Raw genomic sequence first — 18462 nt, forward strand, 5'->3', positions numbered from 1 at the left:
CGTCCAGGTCTTACGGCCGGCTCCTTGCTGCCGTGCGGCGCGTGCGTGTCATTTCGTTTCCTGAGGCGGCAACACGATCTCCGCGCACAGCCCGCCCCCGACGCGGTTGGCGAGCGTCAGCCGCCCGCCCTCCTCCGCGACAGCGAGTTGGACGATCGACAGCCCAAGCCCGAACCCGACCGTGTCGCGCGATCGCGCGGGATCGAGCCGCACGAACGGCTCGAGCACATGCTCCAGTTCGTCGTCGGGGATTCCCGGACCGTCATCTTCGATGCGGATCACGGCACCGGGGCGGTCGGTGATGAGCCTGATCGTGACCGTGTCGCCATAATGGAGGGCATTTTCGACGAGATTGACCAACGCACGCTTGAATCCGACGCGCCGGAGCCGCCACTCGCAGTGATCCGGGCCGTCATAGGTCGCCACTCGCCCACGATCCTCGGCATCGTCGGCCAGCGTCGCACACAGTACCGCCAGGTCGACGACGCTGGTCGGCTCCGGCTCCGCCGACCCGCCAAGGAAGGCGAGCAGCGAGGTGATCATCGCCTCCATCTCACTGACATCGCGAACGATTGCGTCGCGGGTCTCGACGTCGGGCAGCGCCTCGGTCCGCAGGTGCAGCCGCGCGAGCGGGGTGCGCAGATCGTGACCGACCGCCGCCAGCGCCTGCGTCCGCCCCGCGATCAGCGCCTGGATACGATCCTGCATCCGGTTGAACGCCGTAATGACGCGCCGCACCTCGCCTGGCCCATCCTCTTGGACATGCTCGACAATTCCGTGCCCGACGCGATCTGCTGCGGTCGCCAGCCGCCGCAAGGGCAGCAGCACACGTCGCAGCAGCAGCGCCCCCAGCAGCATCAACGCGATCGCCGGCACCATCGCCAGCGCGATCCGCTCGAACGAAAGGTTGAGGTTGGCGATCGGCTGCCGCGTACGAAAAAACAGCCAGCTTCCGTCCTCTAGCTGCAATCCACCCGTCACCACCGAACGCCGCCCCGGCGATTGCAGCCGCAGCCACAGGTCACCGGTCGCCAGCGAAGGCTCCCATTCGAGTACCTGCCGATGCATTTCGTCGAGGGCGGGCGCAATTGCCGGCACCGCGGGCAAGGTCGCGCTCCATTGCAACGCGTATCGATCGGTGGTCAGCTCGGACGCCATCGCCGGACGCTCGGGCTGCGGGCGTTCGGCGATCAGCCGGCGGCTGATGACCAGATGCTCGGCGAGCCGATTAGCCTCGTCGTCACGCACCGCAAACCCGCTGGCACGCTCGTAAAGCAAGGTACTGGCGCCGAATTCGATCACCAGCGTCAGCAACAGGATACCCAGCACCTGCCCCAGCAGGCCGACTGCCGGGCGGCGCAGGAAGGTCATGCGCTCAGCTGCGCTCGACGGGCGCGTTGAGCATATAGCCGACCCCGCGCACCGTCACGATCGGTGCCGGTGCACCCGCGCTGCCCAGCTTGCGGCGAAGCCGGCTGACCAGCACGTCGATCGAGCGATCCGAACTGTCGCCGAGCCGCGTACGGCTCAACTCGATCAGCCGCTCGCGCGCGATCACGCGTTGCGCGTGATCGGCCAATACCACCAGCAGGTCGAACTCCGCGCCCGTCAGGTCGACGATCGCACCGCTCGGCGAGGCGAGTTCACGGCGTGGCAGGTTTACCGTCCAGCCGTCGAAGATCAGCATTCCCTGATCGCCCGCGCCCGCCCGACGGTCGAGCGCCGGCCGCCGCAGCACCGCGCGCACCCGCGCCACCAATTCGCGCGTCCCGAATGGCTTGGCGATATAATCGTCCGCGCCCAGCTCCAGCCCGACCACGCGGTCGGTCTCGCTCGCGCGCGCCGACATGAAGATGATCGGCACGTCGCTCTTCTGGCGCAGCGACCGGCACAGATCGATCCCGCTCGTCCCCGGCAGCATGATATCGAGCAGCACGAGATCGACCGGCCCCGAATCGAGCGCCAGCCACATCTCCGGCGCTGCGGAGGCGGGACGGACGGCGAAACCATTCTCCTGAAGCGCGCGGGCGGTGAGCATTCGGAGCGACGGATCGTCCTCGACAAGCAGGATCGTAGGGGCAGTCATGTCCGCAGGACGTAGGGGCCACGCCGAAGCCGGTCAATTCGCGGCACGAAAAACGCAGGCTCTTGTGAAAAAGCTGTTGCGGGCTCCGAACACCGCTGCTAGTGGCGCCACCTCACCCGACGGGAGCAGCCAAATGCTTCCGATCACGGCGCCAGAGCGGGCGTAGCTCAGGGGTAGAGCACAACCTTGCCAAGGTTGGGGTCGAGGGTTCGAATCCCTTCGCCCGCTCCAGTCTTCCACATACAAGCGCATCTCCCTTCGGGGAAAGTTCGGCTTTATTGCTCGCACGCCACGCCCATCGGCCGTGACGACGCGGCGGCGCTGCGCTACGGGCGCGGGCATGAGGCCGTTCTTCTCGCTCCTGCTCGCCGGCGCGCATTGGCCGGCTCGGTTGCTGGCCTGTGTCGGCGCGGCGCTGTGCCTTGCGTTGACGTTTCTCGTCTGCGCGCAGCTGCCGCTGAGCCAGGCCGACCTGCCGATCATCGTCGCGCCGCTCGGTGCCTCGGCGGTGCTGGTGTTCGCGGTGCCCGCCAGCCCGCTGGCGCAGCCGTGGTCGGTAATCGGTGGCAATGTCGTTTCGGCGCTCATCGGGGTCGCCGCCTACCAGTTGATCCCGCAGATCGCGCTCGCGGCCGGCATTGCGGTCGGCGGCGCGATCCTCGCGATGTCGCTGCTGCGTTGCCTCCACCCGCCCGGCGGTGCGGCGGCGCTGACCGCAGTGATCGGCAGCACCGGCATCCATGCCGCCGGCTGGACCTTCGCCTTCGCGCCGGTCGGCATCAATTCGGTCGCGCTGGTCGCGCTTGGCGTCCTCTATCATCGCATGACCCGCCACAGCTATCCGCATCGTGCCGCCGCACCGGTCGCAGCCCCCACGCCGGGGCTGCACGCCGCGGACATCGACGCAGCGCTGGCCGACCTGCACGAGACGTTCGACATCGCGCCCGAGGATCTCGACGCGCTGCTGACCCGCGCCGAAGCGCATGCCGCCGCCCGCCGCGCCGGCTCGACAAGTGCGCGGCAACCCGGCACGCCGGTGCGATGACAGCTTCTTCGATTCGTGTGGGCATCGGCGGCTGGACCTACGAGCCATGGCGTGGGACCTTCTATCCCGACAAATGGCCGCAGAAGCGCGAGCTGGAATATGCCAGCCGTCACGTGACCGCGATCGAGGTCAACGGCACCTTCTATTCGTCGTTCAAGCCAGCGACCTTCGCCGGCTGGCGCGCGACCGCGCCCGACGGGTTCGTCTTCGCGCTCAAGGCGTCGCGCTATTGCGTGACGCGCAAGGTGCTGGCGGAGGCCGGCGAATCGATCGCGCGCTTCGTCGGTCAGGGGATCGTCGAGTTGGGCGACATGCTCGGCCCGATCCTTTGGCAGATGCCGGCGACACGGAAGTTCGATGCCGACGACATGGCGGCGTTCCTCAAGCTGCTGCCCGCCAGCGAGGCCGGCGTGCCGCTGCGTCACGCGATCCAAGTACGACACGAAAGCTTCGCGACCCCCGACTTCGTCGCCTTGTGTCGCGCCGCCGGGGTGGCGATCGTTCATGGCGCTTCTGCCGACTACCCGGCGCTGGCGGATGTGTCGGGCAACTTCGTCTATGCGCGACTCGAGGATGCCCGCGAGGAGGAACCGGCCGGCTATGCTCCGGCCGCGCTCGACCGCTGGCGTGACGTCGCGCGAGGGTGGGCGGCGGGCGAGAGCCCCAGTGGGCTGCCCTATGTCGCGGAACCGGCGCCGACGCAGCCCCGCGACACATTCATCTTCATGATAAACGGCGCAAAAGTCCGCGCACCGCACGCCGCGATGGCATTGATCGAGCGGCTCGGCTGAGGGCGGATGTTGGCAAAGTTGATGCCGGACGACGGCATTATCGTTCGTGTGACGTCGCAGCCATACCGGCTCCGCCGCAACGCTAGCTGTTGTTGGACGGTGTAGGACAGATCAATCGAGCGCGGCGACGATCGCCGCGATCGCCGGGTCGGTACAGGTGCGCACCGGATCGTCGGAGCCGTCGGCACGCGCGTGACGCGCGCCGGCCTCGAAGGCGTCGTACACCTGTTGGAACAAGCTCGGCCAAGCATGGCTGACGCCGTCCATCCACAATCCCTGTAACAGCCCATGGAGGTCGCAGACGATGCGGTCACAGACCGTGTAGGTCAGTTCGCCGGCGTGATAGGCGCGCGCGAGCCGCTCGGCAAAGCGATCGAGAAAGGCGGCGGTGTCCTCGATCGCGCCTGTCGACCCGCCGGCGCCGAGGTGCGCGCCGGTGGTGAGGTCACCGGTCGCGAGCGGAGCGGGCACGTCCATGCGGCGATCCTAGTGGCCCGCCGGGCGGCCGTGAACCCCTGCCCGATGTTGACGGATACAGGCGCGGGAGGTGTGCGTACGGTATCTCGAAGGTGCGCGGTGCGGGGATAGAGGGGCAAGCGATGAACAGAACGATCGGAATTGCCGGCGCTGCGGCGATGTCGCTGACCGGGGCCATGTCGGCGGCGGAGGCGATGGCACCCGGCGACGGCATGATGGTGCGAGATCGCGGAGGTGTCGGTCGATCCTGCGCAGCTCGACGCCTATAAGACGATCCTCGCCGCCGAGCAGGCAGCGTCGGTCCGCAGCGAGCCGGGGGTGTTGATGCTCCACTCGGTGCAGATCGCGGATGATCCGACGCAGATCCGGCTGCTCGAGGTCTATGCCAGCCGCGCCGCCTATGAAGCGCACATCCGCGCGCCGCACTTCCTGACCTACAAGACCGCGACGGCGACGATGGTCCTCGGACTGTGGCTCGTCGACACGCACCCGATCCTGTTGTGCGCCAAGTCGAAGGGCAAGGCTGGGGGGCCGGTGACGTGTATGTGAGCACGGCCGCTTCGCCATTGTCGGTCGACGCAGGACTGACGCGCCGCTGACCGACGCCATAGGACAGGCGCATCGTCATTCCGCGTTCGGAGCAGCGATGACCAACGACGAAGACCGCTATCTGCGCGAGGTGCAGTACCGCTTTCCCGACCGCCTGGAAGCGCGCGCAATCCTCCACCGCCGGTATGGGCGGGCCGACTGGTTCGCGTGGCTGGCGAGCGAGATCGCGTTCACGCCGGGCAGCGTGGTGGCGGATGTGGGCTGTGGTGCCGGCGCATTGTGGCGCGATGCACCGCGCGACGTTCCGGACGACTTGGCATTGCGGCTGGTCGATAGCTCGCCGGGGATGGTGGCGGCAGCGGAAGCGACGGTGCGCGCCGCCAAGCGCTGGAGCGACGTCGATGCGATCCTTGGCGATGCGACCGCGTTGCCGTTCCCGGACGATAGCATCGACACGGCGCTGGCGATCCACATGCTCTATCATCTCTCCGACCCTGCTGCGGGATTGGCCGAGTTGGCGCGCGTGGCCCGGCCGGGTGGAATAGTGGCGGTGGTCCTTAACCGCTCCGGTACGATGGCGGAACTGAGTGGACTTCTGGAGCAGGCACTCGGCCGCCCATCTGCACGTCCGGCCCCCTGTCGTCCGAGGATGGGCTGGCGTTGATGCAGACGCAATTCCGCACGGTCGAGGTGCGACGCTACGACGACACCTTGCGAGTCACCGATCCGGTCGACCTGCTCGGCTATCTCACCAGCCTGCCCGAGGCGGATACGCCGGGCGTGGCGGCGAAGCTGGCGGACGCGGTCGAGGCGGCGTTCCGACGATCTGCGGTCTTCGCGATCGCCAAGACTTCGGAGCTGTTAATCGCGCGGCGCTGAAGCGAAAAGTCGGGATTACCGGGCCGAGCGCGATTTGCCCCCCGCTCAGCCCAGCCGTTCTTTCAGGTCAAGCATCGCCAGCGCCGCCTTGGCCGCCGCGCCGCCCTTGTCGAGTTGCGCGGGGTCGGCGCGGGCGATCGCCTGCGCTTCGTTCTCGGTGGTGAGAATGCCGTTGCCGATCGCGACGCCGTCCATGGTCAACGCCATGATCCCACGCGCGCTTTCGTTGGCGACGATCTCGAAATGATAGGTCTCGCCGCGGATCACTACGCCCAGCGCGACGAATGCGTCATAGCGCCCGCTCTCCGCCGCGAGCGCGATCGCGCCGGGAACTTCGAGCGCGCCGGGGACGGTCAGCACCTCGGCGCGATGCCCCGCCGCCTCGACCGCGGCCGCGGCGCCCGCGACCAGCATGTCGTTGAGATGATCGTAGAATCGTGCTTCGACGATGAGGACGTTGGCCATCAATCCACCTTCCGTTCGCCGACGATCGACAGCCCATAGCCATCGAGCCCGACCAATGTGTGATGCGTGTTGGTGAGCAACACCATGTCGTGCACGCCCAGTTCAGCGAGGATCATCGCGCCGACGCCATAGTCGCGCAATTCCTCCATATCGACCGTTGCCTGCTCGCCCGCCTTCAGCCGCACCGCGGTGGTGAACGCGTCGGCGCGCTGGCGGTTGATGACGACGATCACCCCCGCGCCTTCCTCGGCGATCAGCTCCATCGAGCGCGACAGCATCCGGCTGCGCTCGCCCTCCTCACCGAACAGGTCGGCGAAAGGCGACAAGGCGTGCATCCGCACCATCGTCGGGCGCGCGGGATCGACGCGCCCCTTGACCAGCGCGATCTGCTCGGTGCCGGTCGCCTTGTTGCGATAGGCGCGCACCGTCCAGTCGCCGCCCCAGCGGCTGGTGAACGGCGCTTCGCTGACCAGTTCAACCAGATGGTCGTGGCGGCGGCGATAGGCGATCAGGTCGCGGATCGTGCCGATCTTGAGATTATGGAGCTGCGCGAACGAGACGAGATCGTCGAGGCGCGCCATCGTGCCGTCCTCGTTCATGATCTCGCAGATCACGCCCGAGGGATTGAGCCCGGCGAGCCGCGAGACGTCGACCGCTGCCTCGGTATGGCCGGCACGCACCAGCACGCCGCCATCGCGCGCGACCAGCGGGAAGACGTGCCCCGGCGTGACGATGTCGGTGCGGTCCTTGGTCGCATCGATCGCGACCGCGATCGTCCGCGCGCGGTCCGCGGCCGAGATACCGGTCGTCACCCCCTCGCGCGCCTCGATCGAGACGGTGAAGGCGGTTTCGTGACGCGTGCCGTTGTTGCGGCTCATCAGGTCGAGCCCGAGATCCTCGACGCGCGCCTTGGTCATGGCGAGGCAGATCAGCCCGCGGCCGTGGCGGGCCATGAAATTGACCTTCTCGGGCGTCGCCATCTGTGCGGGGATGACGAGATCGCCCTCGTTCTCGCGATCCTCGTCGTCGACGAGGATGAACATCCGGCCGTTGCGCGCCTCGTCGATAATCTCTTCGGGCGTCGACAGATAGCCGTGGCGCAGGCCACCCATCAAAGTGGTACTTTGATGGGATCCCGCAGGCGCGAGTTCGGCGGGCTTAGCGGCCACGATAATGCTCCATGCGTTGCAGATAGCGGGCGAGGACGTCGATCTCGACATTGACGGCCTGACCGGCCGCTAGCGCACCGAGCGTCGTGACCGCCTGCGTGTGCGGGATCAGGTTGACGGTGAAATGCGTGCCGTCGGCGGCATCCTCCACCGCATTGACGGTCAGCGAGACGCCATCGATCGTCACCGAGCCCTTGGGGGCAAGGAACGGCGCCAGCTCGGGCGTGATCCGAAAGGCGATGCGGCGCGAGTCGCCGTCGGTAGTGACGTCGGTCACCTCGGCGACGCCGTCGATATGGCCGGTGACGATATGCCCGCCCAGCTCATCGCCCAGCTTCATCGCACGTTCGAGGTTGAGCGGTCGCCCCTCGGTCCACTGGCCGTGCGCGGTCCGGCTGCGCGTCTCGTTCGAGACGTCGACCGCGAACCAGCCGGGTGCCTTGTCGACCACCGTCAGGCAAATGCCCGAGCAGGAAATCGACGCGCCGAGATCGACCGTCGCGACATCATAGCCGGTGGCGATGACGACGCGCGTGTCGCCGCGCTGCTCGATCTGGCGGATGGTGCCGATGTCGGTGACGATGCCGGTGAACATGGGGATTGGCCTTTCAGGCGCGCTCGTAGACTTCGAGCCGGTCGCTGCCAAGCTGGCGCTGATCGGTGAGCGTCCAGCGGCCGTGGGCGGCGGCGAGGTCGGTGAGTCCGAGGTCGGGAAGCGTGCGCCCGCCGCCGATCAGGATCGGAGCGCGGTACAGGAGAAGGCGGTCGACTAAGTCGGCGCGGAGGAAGGCGGCGGCGGTCTGCGCGCCGCCCTCGACGAAGAGATGGTCGGCCGGGAGCGTGGCGATGGCGGCGGGGGTGGTGATGTAGACTATTCCTCCCAGGAAGGGGAGGTGGAAGCCTGCAAGGCTGACGGAGGGGTGTTGAGGCTCGAAACGTTCCCGCAAGTGGCCACCCCTCCGTCAGCCTGTTGGGCTGCCACCTCCCCTTGCAGTGGAGGGTTGCTCGTGAGCACCACGCGCAGCGGGCTGCGATCCTCCAGCCCCGGCAACCGTACATCGAGCCGGGGCCGATCCGCCTGCCATGTCCCGCGCCCGACGAGGATCGCATCGTGGCGGCTGCGTTCGAGATGGGTGTGAGTGCGCGCTTCGGTGCCGGTGATCCACTGGCTTCGTCCGTCCGCCATCGCCGCCGCGCCATCGAGCGACAATGCCAGCTTGAGCGTGACATAAGGTCGCCCGTGCGCCTGACGGGTGAGGAAACCCGCCATCGATCGCCGCGCGGCCTCGGCGAGGACCCCGGTCTCGACCGCGATCCCGGCGGCGCGGAGTCGCGCGAAGCCGGTGCCATCGGTGCGAGGGTCGGGGTCGCCGATCGCCGCGACGACCCGCGCGACCCCTGCCGCGACGAGCAGATTGGCGCAGGCGAGACCGCGCGTGCTGACATGCGCGCAAGGTTCGAGCGTGACAAAAGCAGTCGCGCCGCGCGCGGCCTCGCCCGCCTCGGCAAGCGCGATCGCTTCGGCGTGCGGACGCCCGCCCGGCTGCGTCCAGCCGCGCCCCACGACGCGACCCTTGCCGACGATCACGCACCCGACATTGGGATTCGGCGCCGTCCGCCCGCGCGTCCGACCCGCCAGCGCGAGCGCGGCGGCCATCCAGCGCACGTCGTCGTTCAATGGATCAGATGCCCATGTCGTTCAGCTTGTCGTCGAGCCGCTTGAACCCGGCGCGTAGCTTTTCCTCGCGCGCCTTCTGCGCGGCGACCTCGGCATCGCGGATCGGCTTGTCGATCTTCTGCTGCGCGACGATCTCGGCATCGGTCCGATCGAGCTTCCATTGCTGGAAGTAGACGATGTTGGGGCGATATTCCTTCTCGGCGTAGGAATCGTAGAAGAACGCCCAGATCACCACCGTGGTCACCGCGATCGACAGCGCGAAGAAGCTCCACTCGTACCGCTCGCGCGTCTGGAGGAAGTAGCGCAGGTCGCGCGTGGCGCGCACCGGCGAGATACGGGCGAGGAACTGTCGCATGGCGCAGGATATAGGACGTCAGGCGCGGCTGTTCGAGTCCAGTCGTGCGATCGCGCGATCGCGCCCGATCAGCGGGAGCAGCGCCGCCATGTCCGGGCCGTGATCGCGCCCGGTAAGCGCGCGACGCAGCGGCAGGAACAGCGGCTTGCCCTTGCGCCCGGTCGCCTCCTTGAGCGCAGCGGTCAGCGCGTGCCAGGGGTCGCCGACCCAGTCGATCTCGCGCGCGACCGTTGCGGCCTGCGCGAGATAGGCGGCGTGCTCCCCGCTGCGGGCGCGTCGACCGGTCCCTCGATCACCTGCCACCAGTCGGCGGCACCCGCGACCGTCTCGAGGTTGGGACGGATCGCCTCCCACACCGCCGCATCCATCCCGGCAGGCAGACGATCGGCGACCGCCGCGAACGGCAATTGGTGGACGATCCGCGCATTGACCTGCGCCAGTTCTCGCTCGTCGAACTTGGCGGGCGCGCGGCCGAAATGCGCGAAGTCGAACGCCTCCAGCAACGGCGCAGGGTCGACGTGCGGCTCGACCGGCTGGCTGGTGCCGAGCCGCGCCAGCAGCGAGACGATCGCGGCAGGCTCGATCCCCTCGTCACGCAGTGCGTCGACGCCGAGGCTGCCGAGCCGCTTCGACAATTTGCCCTCGGCGCCGGTCAGCAACGCCTCGTGCGCGAAGGCGGGAGGGTCGCGCCCATCGCCGCGAACATCTGCAATTGCAGCGCGGTATTGGTGACATGGTCCTCGCCGCGCACGACGTGCGTCACGCCCATGTCGCGATCGTCGATCGCCGAGGGCAGCATATACAGCCACGAACCGTCGGCGCGGCGGATCACCGGGTCGCTCATCGTCGCAGCATCGAACTGCTGCGGACCGCGGATCAGGTCGGTCCATTCGATCGGCGTCGCATGATCGAGCCGGAAGCGCCAATGCGGACGGACGCCGTCCGCCTCGAGCGTCGCGCGATCCGCATCGGTCAGCGCGAGTGCGGCACGGTCGTAGACCGGCGGCAGACCACGGCCGCGCAGGATCTTGCGCTTCAGGTCGAGTTCCTGCGCGGTCTCATAAGCGGGGTAGATATGCCCGGCGGCGCGCAACGCCTCGAACACGTCCTCGTAACGCGCCGTGCGCGCGGACTGGCGTTCCTCGCCGTCGGGGTGGAGCCCGAGCCACGCGAGATCGGCGCGGATCGCCTCGACGAACCGTTCCTCACTGCGCTCCGCATCGGTATCGTCGATCCGCAACAGGAAGCGTCCGCCGTGCGCGCGCGCCCACATCCAGTTGTGGAGCGCGGTGCGGATGTTGCCGACGTGCAGCGTACCGGTCGGGGAAGGTGCGAAGCGGGTGATCACGGTCATGAAGAGCCGCTTACGCGCGCCCCTTCCCCTCGCCAGCCCCCGCGCCTAAACGAGCGCGCACGAAAGGGTGTTCGTCCATGAAATTGATGACCGGCAATTCCAACCTGCCGCTGGCGCGTGCGATCTCCGATTATCTGGAGGTGCCGCTGACCGAAGCGCTGGTGCGCCGTTTCGCGGACGAGGAAATCTTCGTCGAGATCATGGAGAACGTCCGCGGCGAGGACGTGTTCGTCGTTCAGTCGACCAGCTATCCGGTCAACGACAACCTGATGGAATTGCTGATCATGATCGACGCGCTGAAGCGCGCGTCGGCAAAGCGCATCACCGCGGTGCTCCCCTATTTCGGCTATGCCCGGCAGGACCGGAAGCCGGGGCCGCGGACCCCGATCTCCGCCAAGCTGGTCGCCAATCTGGTGACGACCGCGGGCGCCGATCGCGTGCTCTCGGTCGATCTGCATGCCGGGCAGATCCAGGGCTTTTTCGACATCCCGACCGACAATCTGTTCGCCGCGCCGGTGATGTCGCAGGACATTCGCGCGCGGTTCGGTGAGAAGAACCTGATGGTCGTCTCGCCCGACGTCGGTGGCGTGGTGCGCGCGCGCGCGCTGTCGAAGCGGCTCGACAACGCCCCGCTTGCGATCGTCGACAAGCGTCGCGAGCGCGCGGGCGAATCGGAGGTGATGAACATCATCGGCGACGTCGAGGGGCGGTTCTGCATCCTGATCGACGATATCGTCGATTCGGCGGGGACGTTGTGCAACGCCGCCGCCGCGCTCAAGGAAGCGGGCGCGGAGGACGTCGTCGCCTATGTCTCGCACGGCGTTCTGTCGGGCGGGGCGGTGGCGCGGGTCGAAGGCTCGGCGCTGCACGAACTGGTCATCACCGACTCGATCGGCAACCACGACACGATCAAGGACGCCGGCAAGATCCGCCACCTGACGATCGCGCCGCTGCTCGCCGAGGCGATGCGGCGGATTTCAGACGAGGCGAGCGTTTCGTCACTCTTCGACTGAGGCGGGGCGCAGGCGCGGCCACGCCCGCGCCGCTGCGCCAGCAGCGCCCCGCCCGGCCGGCGGGCCAAGCCCGACCGACGGCGCGGCTTCGCCACGGCAGGCCTATCCCTTTCTGTCACCCCGGCGAAGGCCGGGGTCCAGCGGCGGGACGATCGTGACGAACCTTGCGCTTCGTCAGACCAGCCTTCCCAACTGAACCCCGGCCTTCGCCGGGGTGACGGGAAGGCATAGGGACGATGGCGAGGTCACACCTCTTCCTTCAACGGCCGCGCCAATAGGTCGTCGATGACGCCACGTACCGCCTCGCCCGCCAACAACCTGCACACGGCCGCGGTGATCGGCATCTCCACCCCGGCGGTGTGCGCCGCCTCCAAAAGCACCGGCGCAGTATAGGCACCCTCCGCGACCGTGCGGCGGTTCGCGAGCAGGTCAGCCACCGCTTCGCCGCGCCCGATCCCGACGCCCAGCGAGAAATTGCGCGACGCAGTCGACGAGCAGGTCAGCACCAGGTCGCCGAGCCCCGACAGCCCGGCCAGCGTCTCCGCCCGCGCGCCCTTTGCCGCACCGAAGCGCGTCATTTCGGCAAAGCCGCGCGCGATCAGCGCCGCGCGCGCATTCTGCCCCAGCCCCGCGCCGTCGACGACCCCGCAGGCGATCGCGAGCACGTTCTTGACCGCGCCACCGATCTCCGCGCCGATCACGTCGTTGCTGGCGTAGGGCCGGAAATGCGGCGCGGCGATCGCGGTGGCGAGCAGTGCGCGCGTCGCCGGATCATGGCCGGCCAGCGTCACCGCGGTCGGCAGCCCGCGCGCCACTTCATGCGCAAAGGTCGGCCCCGAGAGCACCAGCACCGGCGAGGCGGGATGCTGTTCCTGCGCCACCTCGCTCATCAGCAGATGCGTCCCCGCCTCGATCCCCTTCGAGCAGACCACCAACGCCTGCGCATTGGCGGGAAGCTGCGCGAGCACCGTGCGCATAGCCTGCGCGGGCGTGACGATCAGATTCGCTGCGGCCTCCGCGACCCATGCCAGATCACCCGTCGCGCGGATCAGCGGTGAGAGCGGTATGCTGGGCAGATAGGCGGCGTTCTCGTGAGTCGCGTTAATCGCGTCGACCAGTGCCGGATCGCGCGCCCAGAGCCGCACCTCATGCCCGTTGGTGGCGGCGACCTGCGCCAGCGCGGTGCCCCACGCGCCGGCACCGATGACGCCGATCGGGCCGCTCATGCCTTCACCCCCGCGCCGCGCACCTTCTCCGCATCCGGATCGAGTGGCCAGCGCGCGCGCGCCGCGGTGTCGAGTGGGTCGGTCAGCCCGGCGGCGAAGCGCTCCGCGCCCGCCCAGGCGATCATCGCGGCATTGTCGGTGCACAGCCAGCCTGGCGGCGCGACGAATCGCAGGCCGTGCTCGGCCGCGAGCGCCTGCAACGCCGCGCGCACCGCGCCGTTCGCCGCCACGCCGCCCGCGACGACCAGAGCGGTCGCGCCATCGGCCTTGTCCAGCGCACGCCGGGTACGGTCGATCAGGCAGTCGACCACTGCCTGCTGGAAGCTCGCCGCGACGTCGACCGCGGCGTGATCGGGCGCCATCCGCGCCACCGCCGCCTTGAGCCCAGCAAAGGAGAAGTGCGGCTCGGGCGAGCCCTTGAGCGGACGTGGCAGCGGCACTGCGCGCGCGTCTCCCTCGGCGGCGGCGCGCTCCACCGCGGGACCGCCGGGGAAGCCGAGCCCGAGGATCTTGGCGGTCTTGTCGAACGCTTCGCCCGCCGCATCGTCGATCGTCGTCGCGAGCCGCCGATAGCGTGCGACGCCCTCGACCAGCAGCAACTGGCAATGCCCGCCCGAGACGAGCAGCAGCAGATAGGGGAAGTCGAGATCGGGATCGGCGAGCCGCGGGCTAAGCGCGTGACCTTCGAGATGATTGACCGCGATCAACGGCTTGCCCGCGGCGTGCGCGAGCGCCTTGCCGGTCACCAGCCCGACCAGCACGCCGCCGATCAACCCCGGCCCGGCGGTGGCGGCGATCGCGTCGACATCGGCAAGCGTCTTGCCCGCGTCGGCCAGCGCCGCCTCGACCAGCGGTTGCAGCACCTCGACATGCGCGCGTGCGGCGATTTCCGGCACGACACCGCCATAGGGGCGATGCGCCGCCTCCTGCCCGGCCAGCCGGTGCGCCAGTACCTCCCGGTCGCCGGTGACGAGAGCGGCGGCGGTTTCGTCGCAGGAAGATTCGAGCCCGAGGATCAGCATCGCGGCTATCTAGGGTAACCGGCGCGGCATATCGACCCCGGCGTTCGCTTCGTCGCCCCTGCGCAGGCAGGGGCCCATGTCTGTACCGTCGCGCGCTAGCCTGACACACGCCCGGCGGAGTCTGTGTCGGACGACACGCCAGAACGACACAGCCATAGGCCCCTGCCTGCGCAGGGGCGACCGCAGGTGTGATGCCGCAACGCTTGCAGGCGCGGGGCCGAGCCGCCAAGAGGTGCGCCATGTTCCGGCTCGGTACCCGTGGTTCGCCGCTTGCGCTCACCCAGGCAGGCATGGTGCGCGACGCATTGATGGCCGCGCACGGCTGGGACGATGTCGAGATCGTCGTCATCCGCACCACGGGAGACCGCGTCCAGGACCGCGCGCTTGCCGAGATCGGCGGCAAGGCGTTGTGGACCAAGGAGCTGGACCGCGCGCTGCTGGCGGGCGAGGTCGATGCGTGCGTCCATTCGATGAAGGACGTCGAGACGCTGCGCCCCGATGCGATCGCGATCGCCGCGATTTTGCCGCGTGCCGATGTGCGCGACCGGCTGATCGGCGCGGCATCGATCGCGGCGCTTCCCGAAGCGGCCGTGATCGGCACCAGCAGCCCGCGGCGCGCCGCGCAGCTCCGCCGACTGCGCCCCGACGTGTCGGCCGTGCTGTTCCGTGGCAATGTCGACACCCGACTGGGCAAGCTTGCGGCGGGCGAGGTCGATGCGACATTGCTCGCCGCGGCGGGGCTGGAGCGGCTCGGGCGACACGATACCGGCGTGGCGATCCCGCTCGACGTGATGCTCCCCGCCCCGGCACAGGGCGCGGTCGGGGTGGAAACGCTCGCCGATGGGCCGGCGCACGCATGGGTCGCGGCGATCGACGATGCCACCACGAACCGCGCCGTCGCCGCGGAGCGCGCCTTGCTCGCGGGGCTGCGCGCCGATTGCCACTCGCCGGTCGCGGCGCTGGCGGTGGTCGAGGGTGAGACGCTGGTGCTACGCGCGCAATTGCTGACTTCGGATGGGACCGAGTCGGTCGAGGGGCTGGCCGAAGGGGCGGATCCGGTTTTGCTGGGTGCACGACTTGCCGAAGAGCTGCTGGCACGCGCACCGGCTGCGATCCGCGTCTTGTTCGGATGACGCGTGTGCTGGTGTTGCGGCCCGAACCGGGCAACGCACGCACCTGCGCGGCGCTGGGGACGGTGGGGCTGGAGCCGGTGGCGCTGCCGCTCTTTGCGGCGGTGCCGGTCGCGTGGACGCCCCCGAACCGGCAACTTATGACGCCTTGCTGCTTACCAGCGCGCAGGCGGTACGGCTGGCGGGCGAAGGGCTCGCGCGGGTAGCGGGGCTGCCGGTGGTCGCGGTCGGTGCAGCGACTGCTGCGGCGGCGCGTGCGGTGGGGCTCGACGTCGCGATCGTCGGGGACGGCGATGCAGCTGCGGCGGTGTCGCGCGCCGGAAAGTTTCCACGGCTGCTCCATCTTGCCGGGCGCGAGCATGTTGCGCAGCCGGGCGCGGCCATGTTGATCGTCTATGCAAGCGAAGCACTGCCTGTCGCGCAGGAGGCACTGGCGGCGGCGGTCGACGGGGTGGCGATGCTGCACTCCGCGCGAGCCGCGCAGCTATTCGCGCTGCTGTCCGAAGACCTCCCGCGACGACGGATCGACATTGCGGCGCTCAGCCCCGCGATCGCCGCTGCGGCGGGGCCGAGCTGGCGGCGCGTCATCGTCGCGGACCGGCCCGACGATCACGCGCTGATACAGGCGCTTGTCGCACCTGATTGACCGGCGCGCCGGGCGCGAGGATAAGTGCCGGATGAGCGATCCCCTTGGCACGACGCGACCCCCTACGCGATCGCGGATCGGCCCGGCGCTGGCGATCGCGATCCTCGCCTTCCTGATAGGGCTGGGGCTGATGGCCTATGCGGTACGCAACACGCCCGGCTTCTTCGCGCGCGGCGGAGCGAGTGCCCCGGCCGCGCGCCCGACCGCCGCACCGGCTCAAGCCGCCGCCCCCGCCGACGCCGCGACCTTGGCGCTGCGTGAGGCGACACTGGCGGCGCAGCTCGCCAACCTCGAGGCGCGTGCGGCACGCACCGATGCCGATACCGCCGAGGCAGCGGTGAATGCGGGCAAGGCCGAGGCGATCTTCGTGACCTTCGCGGCACGGCGCGCGCTCGATCGCGGCGCGGGGCTCGGCTATCTGGAGAACGAACTACGCCGTCGGTTCGGCGCGACCTTGCCCGCGCAGGTGGGAACGGTGATCCGTTCCGCGCGCCAGCCGGTGACGCTGGAGGATTTGCGCGAAAGCCTGAACGTCGCCACGCCGATGCTGCTCGCGCGACCGAGCGACTGGTGGAGCGGGATCGGCAGCGAGTTGCGCAGCCTGATCGTCATCCACCGCGCCGACACACCCTCGCCGCTCCCCTCCGATCGGCTGGCGCGTGCGCGGCGGCAGCTCGACAATGGCAATGTCGAGACCGCACTGGCGGAGGTCGAGCGACTTCCCGGTGCGGCGGATGCGGCGAACTGGACCGCGGCGGCGCGGCGCTGGATCGACGCGCGGGCGGCGCTCGACACGCTGGAGACGGCGGCGATCACCGGTGCCTTCGCCCCACCGCCTGCGCGACCAGCAGAGCCGCAGCCGGCGCCCTCGCCCTCCGCCTCGTCGGCTGAGAGTTTGTTCTAGGGCGTCGGCGCCTGGGACCACATCTGGGTCTCGCTGATTGGCCCGTCATGGCGACGAGGAGTTTACTTCTTTCCCAGCGCTTCGGCGATCAGCGTCCGTGTGTTCGCGATACCGTACAGGCGAATGAAGCTGCCCATCCGCGGTCCCTGGCTCGAACCGAGCAATGTCTCGTACAGCGCCTTGAACCAGTCGCGCAGCTCAGCGAAGCCGCCGGTCTTGCCGATCTCATAGACGATGTTCTGGATGTCCTCGGCGCTCGCCTCCTCGGGCAAGGCCGCAAGCTCGGCGTCGAGCCGTTCCAGCGCCGCCACCTCGACACCATCGGGTGCGCGTCGTTGCAGCGTCGGCGCGACATGGTCGCGGTGATAGGCCAGCGCATGGCCGATCAGCCGGTCCAGTTCGGGATAGGCGGCGGGGGTGGCATCCGCGACGTAATTGGCGAGATACGCCCACACCTGCTCGCGCGTCGCGCCCTCGCCCATCACCCCGACGAGGTTGAGCAGCAACCCGAACGTCACCGGCAACTTGCCCGCGGGCAGCTTGCCGTCATGGACGTGGTGGACGGGGTTGCCGAGCCGCTCCTTGGTCGCCTGCCCGGCGTAATTGCCGCGGAACTGCCAATAATCGTCCACCGCGCGCGGGATCACGCCCATGTGGAGCTGCTTGGCCTTCTTGGGCTCACGATAGATGTAGAACGCCAGGCTCTCCTCGGGGCCGTAGGTCAGCCATTGCTCGATCGACAGGCCGTTGCCCTTCGATTTGGAGATCTTCTCGCCCTTTTCGTCGAGGAACATCTCGTAGTTGAAGCCCTCCGGCGGGCGGCCGCCGAGCACGCGCGCGATCTTCGAGGATTGCACGACCGAATCGATCAGGTCCTTGCCCGCCATCTCGTAATCGACGCCGAGCGCGACCCAGCGCATCGCCCAGTCGACCTTCCACTGCAGCTTCGACAGCCCGCCGAGCGCGGATTGCTCGATGCGCTCGCCCTCGTCCTCGAACGCGATCAGCCCGGTCTCGGCGTCGATCACCTCGACCGGCACTTGCAACACGATCCCGCTCTTCGGGCTGACCGGCAGCACCGGCGAATAGGTCGCGCGGCGCTCGGCGCGCAGCGTCGGCAGCATGACGTCCATGACGCCCTGCCAGTGGCGCAGCACGCCCTTGATCGCCGCGTCGAAGCGTCCGGTGGTATAATATTCGGTAGAGGACGCGAAATCATAGTCGAAGCCGTAGCGATCGAGGAAGTCGCGCAGCATCGCATTGTTGTGTGCGGCGAAACTGTCGAACTTGCCGAACGGATCGGGAATGCGCGTCAGCGGCTTGCCGAGATGTTCGCGCAGCATGTCGCCGTTCGGCACATTCTCGGGGACCTTGCGCAGCCCGTCCATGTCGTCGCTGAACGCGATCAATCGCGTCGGCAGGTCGCTGAGCGCGTGAAAGGCGTTGCGGACCATCGTGGTGCGCAGCACTTCGTTGAAGGTGCCGATGTGCGGCAGCCCCGACGGCCCGTAGCCGGTTTCGAACAGCACCGGCTGCCCGTCCTGCTTCCCGTTCGGGTAGCGCTTGAGGAGCTTGCGCGCCTCCTCATACGGCCAGGCCTTGGAATCGAGAGCGGCGGTTCGGAGGCTTTCCGGGCGGAGATCGTCGGTCATGATGCGCGCCGACGTAGCGAG

General features: G+C 68.8%; 20 protein-coding genes, 1 tRNA gene and 2 pseudogenes. 10 read left to right on the forward strand and 13 right to left on the reverse strand.

Features of this window, described 5'->3' with window-relative positions:
- Nucleotides 1-48 precede the first annotated feature (48 nt).
- Nucleotides 49-1371, reverse strand: coding sequence for an ATP-binding protein (locus QP166_RS17120; RefSeq protein WP_333916998.1), 1323 nt, complete (start codon nt 1369-1371; stop codon nt 49-51).
- Nucleotides 1372-1375: 4 nt separating this feature from the next.
- Nucleotides 1376-2086: a response regulator transcription factor gene (locus tag QP166_RS17125; protein ID WP_333916999.1), complete on the reverse strand. Its 711-nt coding sequence runs from the start codon at nt 2084-2086 to the stop codon at nt 1376-1378.
- Nucleotides 2087-2242: 156 nt separating this feature from the next.
- Here QP166_RS17125 and QP166_RS17130 point away from each other — a divergent pair.
- The 3 genes from QP166_RS17130 (at nt 2243) to QP166_RS17140 (ending at nt 3922) form a co-directional block, all read left to right on the forward strand.
- Nucleotides 2243-2317, forward strand: a tRNA-Gly gene (locus QP166_RS17130).
- A gap of 109 nt (nt 2318-2426) precedes the next feature.
- Nucleotides 2427-3131, forward strand: a complete 705-nt coding sequence (locus QP166_RS17135; RefSeq protein ID WP_333917000.1) for an HPP family protein — start codon at nt 2427-2429, stop codon at nt 3129-3131.
- Entirely contained in the window at nt 3128-3922 is a 795-nt protein-coding gene (locus QP166_RS17140; protein WP_333917001.1) for a DUF72 domain-containing protein, read from the forward strand. Before QP166_RS17135 ends, QP166_RS17140 begins: the two co-directional genes overlap by 4 nt.
- Nucleotides 3923-4033: 111 nt before the next feature.
- Here the strand turns inward: QP166_RS17140 and QP166_RS17145 are convergent, their stop codons facing one another.
- On the reverse strand, nt 4034-4399 hold the full coding sequence (locus tag QP166_RS17145) for a hypothetical protein (protein ID WP_333917002.1): 366 nt from the start codon (nt 4397-4399) through the stop codon (nt 4034-4036).
- A gap of 234 nt (nt 4400-4633) precedes the next feature.
- On the opposite strand from QP166_RS17145, the gene QP166_RS17150 reads away from it, so the two are divergent.
- The 3 genes from QP166_RS17150 to QP166_RS17160 all read left to right on the forward strand — a co-directional run bounded on the left by QP166_RS17150 (nt 4634) and on the right by QP166_RS17160 (nt 5827).
- The gene (locus tag QP166_RS17150; RefSeq protein ID WP_333917003.1) at nt 4634-4948 is read left to right on the forward strand and encodes a putative quinol monooxygenase; all 315 of its coding nucleotides are present in this window, start codon (nt 4634-4636) and stop codon (nt 4946-4948) included.
- Between the two features lie 97 nt (nt 4949-5045).
- Nucleotides 5046-5612 (forward strand): class I SAM-dependent methyltransferase, encoded by a 567-nt coding sequence (locus QP166_RS17155; RefSeq protein WP_333917004.1) that lies wholly within the window; start codon nt 5046-5048, stop codon nt 5610-5612.
- Complete coding sequence (locus QP166_RS17160) at nt 5612-5827, forward strand: hypothetical protein (RefSeq protein ID WP_333917005.1); 216 nt, start codon at nt 5612-5614, stop codon at nt 5825-5827. The genes QP166_RS17155 and QP166_RS17160 overlap by 1 nt, the downstream gene beginning before the upstream one ends.
- 45 nt (nt 5828-5872) lie before the next feature.
- Here the strand turns inward: QP166_RS17160 and ribH are convergent, their stop codons facing one another.
- The 7 genes and pseudogenes from ribH to QP166_RS17195 form a co-directional block, all read right to left on the reverse strand.
- Complete coding sequence (gene ribH / locus QP166_RS17165; RefSeq protein ID WP_333917006.1) at nt 5873-6292, reverse strand: 6,7-dimethyl-8-ribityllumazine synthase; 420 nt, start codon at nt 6290-6292, stop codon at nt 5873-5875.
- Nucleotides 6292-7404 carry a 3,4-dihydroxy-2-butanone-4-phosphate synthase gene (ribB, locus tag QP166_RS17170; RefSeq protein ID WP_333917007.1) on the reverse strand — a complete coding sequence of 371 codons (1113 nt, stop codon included), beginning with the start codon at nt 7402-7404 and terminating at the stop codon, nt 6292-6294. Before ribB ends, ribH begins: the two co-directional genes overlap by 1 nt.
- A gap of 46 nt (nt 7405-7450) precedes the next feature.
- Complete coding sequence (locus QP166_RS17175) at nt 7451-8056, reverse strand: riboflavin synthase (protein WP_333917008.1); 606 nt, start codon at nt 8054-8056, stop codon at nt 7451-7453.
- A 13-nt stretch (nt 8057-8069) separates the two neighbouring features.
- Nucleotides 8070-8321 (reverse strand): annotated as a pseudogene (locus tag QP166_RS17180) (RibD family protein); the annotation flags it as partial.
- 11 nt (nt 8322-8332) lie between these two features.
- Nucleotides 8333-9118 carry a bifunctional diaminohydroxyphosphoribosylaminopyrimidine deaminase/5-amino-6-(5-phosphoribosylamino)uracil reductase RibD gene (gene ribD, locus QP166_RS17185; protein WP_333917376.1) on the reverse strand — a complete coding sequence of 262 codons (786 nt, stop codon included), beginning with the start codon at nt 9116-9118 and terminating at the stop codon, nt 8333-8335.
- 25 nt (nt 9119-9143) lie between these two features.
- A complete protein-coding gene (locus QP166_RS17190) occupies nt 9144-9494 on the reverse strand; it encodes a hypothetical protein (RefSeq protein ID WP_333917009.1) in 351 nt (116 codons plus the stop codon).
- Between the two features lie 18 nt (nt 9495-9512).
- Nucleotides 9513-10848: pseudogene (locus QP166_RS17195) on the reverse strand (glutamate--tRNA ligase).
- A gap of 77 nt (nt 10849-10925) precedes the next feature.
- Between QP166_RS17195 and QP166_RS17200 the strand changes: the two are divergent.
- Nucleotides 10926-11861 (forward strand): ribose-phosphate pyrophosphokinase, encoded by a 936-nt coding sequence (locus QP166_RS17200; RefSeq protein WP_333917010.1) that lies wholly within the window; start codon nt 10926-10928, stop codon nt 11859-11861.
- A gap of 245 nt (nt 11862-12106) precedes the next feature.
- Here QP166_RS17200 and QP166_RS17205 read toward each other — a convergent pair whose 3' ends face one another.
- On the reverse strand, nt 12107-13087 hold the full coding sequence (locus tag QP166_RS17205; protein ID WP_333917011.1) for an NAD(P)H-dependent glycerol-3-phosphate dehydrogenase: 981 nt from the start codon (nt 13085-13087) through the stop codon (nt 12107-12109).
- Nucleotides 13084-14109, reverse strand: coding sequence for a tRNA (adenosine(37)-N6)-threonylcarbamoyltransferase complex transferase subunit TsaD (gene tsaD, locus QP166_RS17210; RefSeq protein ID WP_333917012.1), 1026 nt, complete (start codon nt 14107-14109; stop codon nt 13084-13086). The genes QP166_RS17205 and tsaD overlap by 4 nt, the downstream gene beginning before the upstream one ends.
- 239 nt (nt 14110-14348) lie before the next feature.
- On the opposite strand from tsaD, the gene hemC reads away from it, so the two are divergent.
- From hemC to QP166_RS17225, 3 genes are all read left to right on the forward strand, one after another.
- Entirely contained in the window at nt 14349-15242 is an 894-nt protein-coding gene (hemC, locus tag QP166_RS17215) for a hydroxymethylbilane synthase (RefSeq protein WP_333917013.1), read from the forward strand.
- A 112-nt stretch (nt 15243-15354) separates the two neighbouring features.
- Entirely contained in the window at nt 15355-15885 is a 531-nt protein-coding gene (locus QP166_RS17220; RefSeq protein ID WP_333917014.1) for a uroporphyrinogen-III synthase, read from the forward strand.
- 31 nt (nt 15886-15916) lie between these two features.
- The gene (locus QP166_RS17225; protein ID WP_333917015.1) at nt 15917-16789 is read left to right on the forward strand and encodes a hypothetical protein; all 873 of its coding nucleotides are present in this window, start codon (nt 15917-15919) and stop codon (nt 16787-16789) included.
- Nucleotides 16790-16851: 62 nt separating this feature from the next.
- Here the strand turns inward: QP166_RS17225 and QP166_RS17230 are convergent, their stop codons facing one another.
- Nucleotides 16852-18441 carry a lysine--tRNA ligase gene (locus tag QP166_RS17230; RefSeq protein WP_333917016.1) on the reverse strand — a complete coding sequence of 530 codons (1590 nt, stop codon included), beginning with the start codon at nt 18439-18441 and terminating at the stop codon, nt 16852-16854.
- Nucleotides 18442-18462 lie beyond the last annotated feature (21 nt).

It is taken from the genome of Sphingomonas sp. LR60, assembly GCF_036855935.1.
Lineage (GTDB): Bacteria > Pseudomonadota > Alphaproteobacteria > Sphingomonadales > Sphingomonadaceae > Sphingomonas.

What these genes read in the sequence shown, in the direction of transcription:
- tsaD (WP_333917012.1), bottom strand. Translation starts at nt 14,109, where the DNA reads ATGCTGATCCTCGGGCTCGAATCTTCCTGCGACGAAACCGCCGCCGCT.
- QP166_RS17135 (WP_333917000.1), top strand. Translation starts at nt 2,427, where the DNA reads ATGAGGCCGTTCTTCTCGCTCCTGCTCGCCGGCGCGCATTGGCCGGCT.
- ribB (WP_333917007.1), bottom strand. Translation starts at nt 7,404, where the DNA reads ATGGGTGGCCTGCGCCACGGCTATCTGTCGACGCCCGAAGAGATTATC.
- QP166_RS17145 (WP_333917002.1), bottom strand. Translation starts at nt 4,399, where the DNA reads ATGGACGTGCCCGCTCCGCTCGCGACCGGTGACCTCACCACCGGCGCG.
- QP166_RS17155 (WP_333917004.1), top strand. Translation starts at nt 5,046, where the DNA reads ATGACCAACGACGAAGACCGCTATCTGCGCGAGGTGCAGTACCGCTTT.
- ribD (WP_333917376.1), bottom strand. Translation starts at nt 9,118, where the DNA reads ATGGCCGCCGCGCTCGCGCTGGCGGGTCGGACGCGCGGGCGGACGGCG.
- ribH (WP_333917006.1), bottom strand. Translation starts at nt 6,292, where the DNA reads ATGGCCAACGTCCTCATCGTCGAAGCACGATTCTACGATCATCTCAAC.
- QP166_RS17190 (WP_333917009.1), bottom strand. Translation starts at nt 9,494, where the DNA reads ATGCGACAGTTCCTCGCCCGTATCTCGCCGGTGCGCGCCACGCGCGAC.
- QP166_RS17205 (WP_333917011.1), bottom strand. Translation starts at nt 13,087, where the DNA reads ATGAGCGGCCCGATCGGCGTCATCGGTGCCGGCGCGTGGGGCACCGCG.
- QP166_RS17140 (WP_333917001.1), top strand. Translation starts at nt 3,128, where the DNA reads ATGACAGCTTCTTCGATTCGTGTGGGCATCGGCGGCTGGACCTACGAG.
- hemC (WP_333917013.1), top strand. Translation starts at nt 14,349, where the DNA reads ATGTTCCGGCTCGGTACCCGTGGTTCGCCGCTTGCGCTCACCCAGGCA.
- QP166_RS17175 (WP_333917008.1), bottom strand. Translation starts at nt 8,056, where the DNA reads ATGTTCACCGGCATCGTCACCGACATCGGCACCATCCGCCAGATCGAG.
- QP166_RS17125 (WP_333916999.1), bottom strand. Translation starts at nt 2,086, where the DNA reads ATGACTGCCCCTACGATCCTGCTTGTCGAGGACGATCCGTCGCTCCGA.
- QP166_RS17120 (WP_333916998.1), bottom strand. Translation starts at nt 1,371, where the DNA reads ATGACCTTCCTGCGCCGCCCGGCAGTCGGCCTGCTGGGGCAGGTGCTG.
- QP166_RS17160 (WP_333917005.1), top strand. Translation starts at nt 5,612, where the DNA reads ATGCAGACGCAATTCCGCACGGTCGAGGTGCGACGCTACGACGACACC.
- QP166_RS17230 (WP_333917016.1), bottom strand. Translation starts at nt 18,441, where the DNA reads ATGACCGACGATCTCCGCCCGGAAAGCCTCCGAACCGCCGCTCTCGAT.
- QP166_RS17200 (WP_333917010.1), top strand. Translation starts at nt 10,926, where the DNA reads ATGAAATTGATGACCGGCAATTCCAACCTGCCGCTGGCGCGTGCGATC.
- QP166_RS17225 (WP_333917015.1), top strand. Translation starts at nt 15,917, where the DNA reads ATGAGCGATCCCCTTGGCACGACGCGACCCCCTACGCGATCGCGGATC.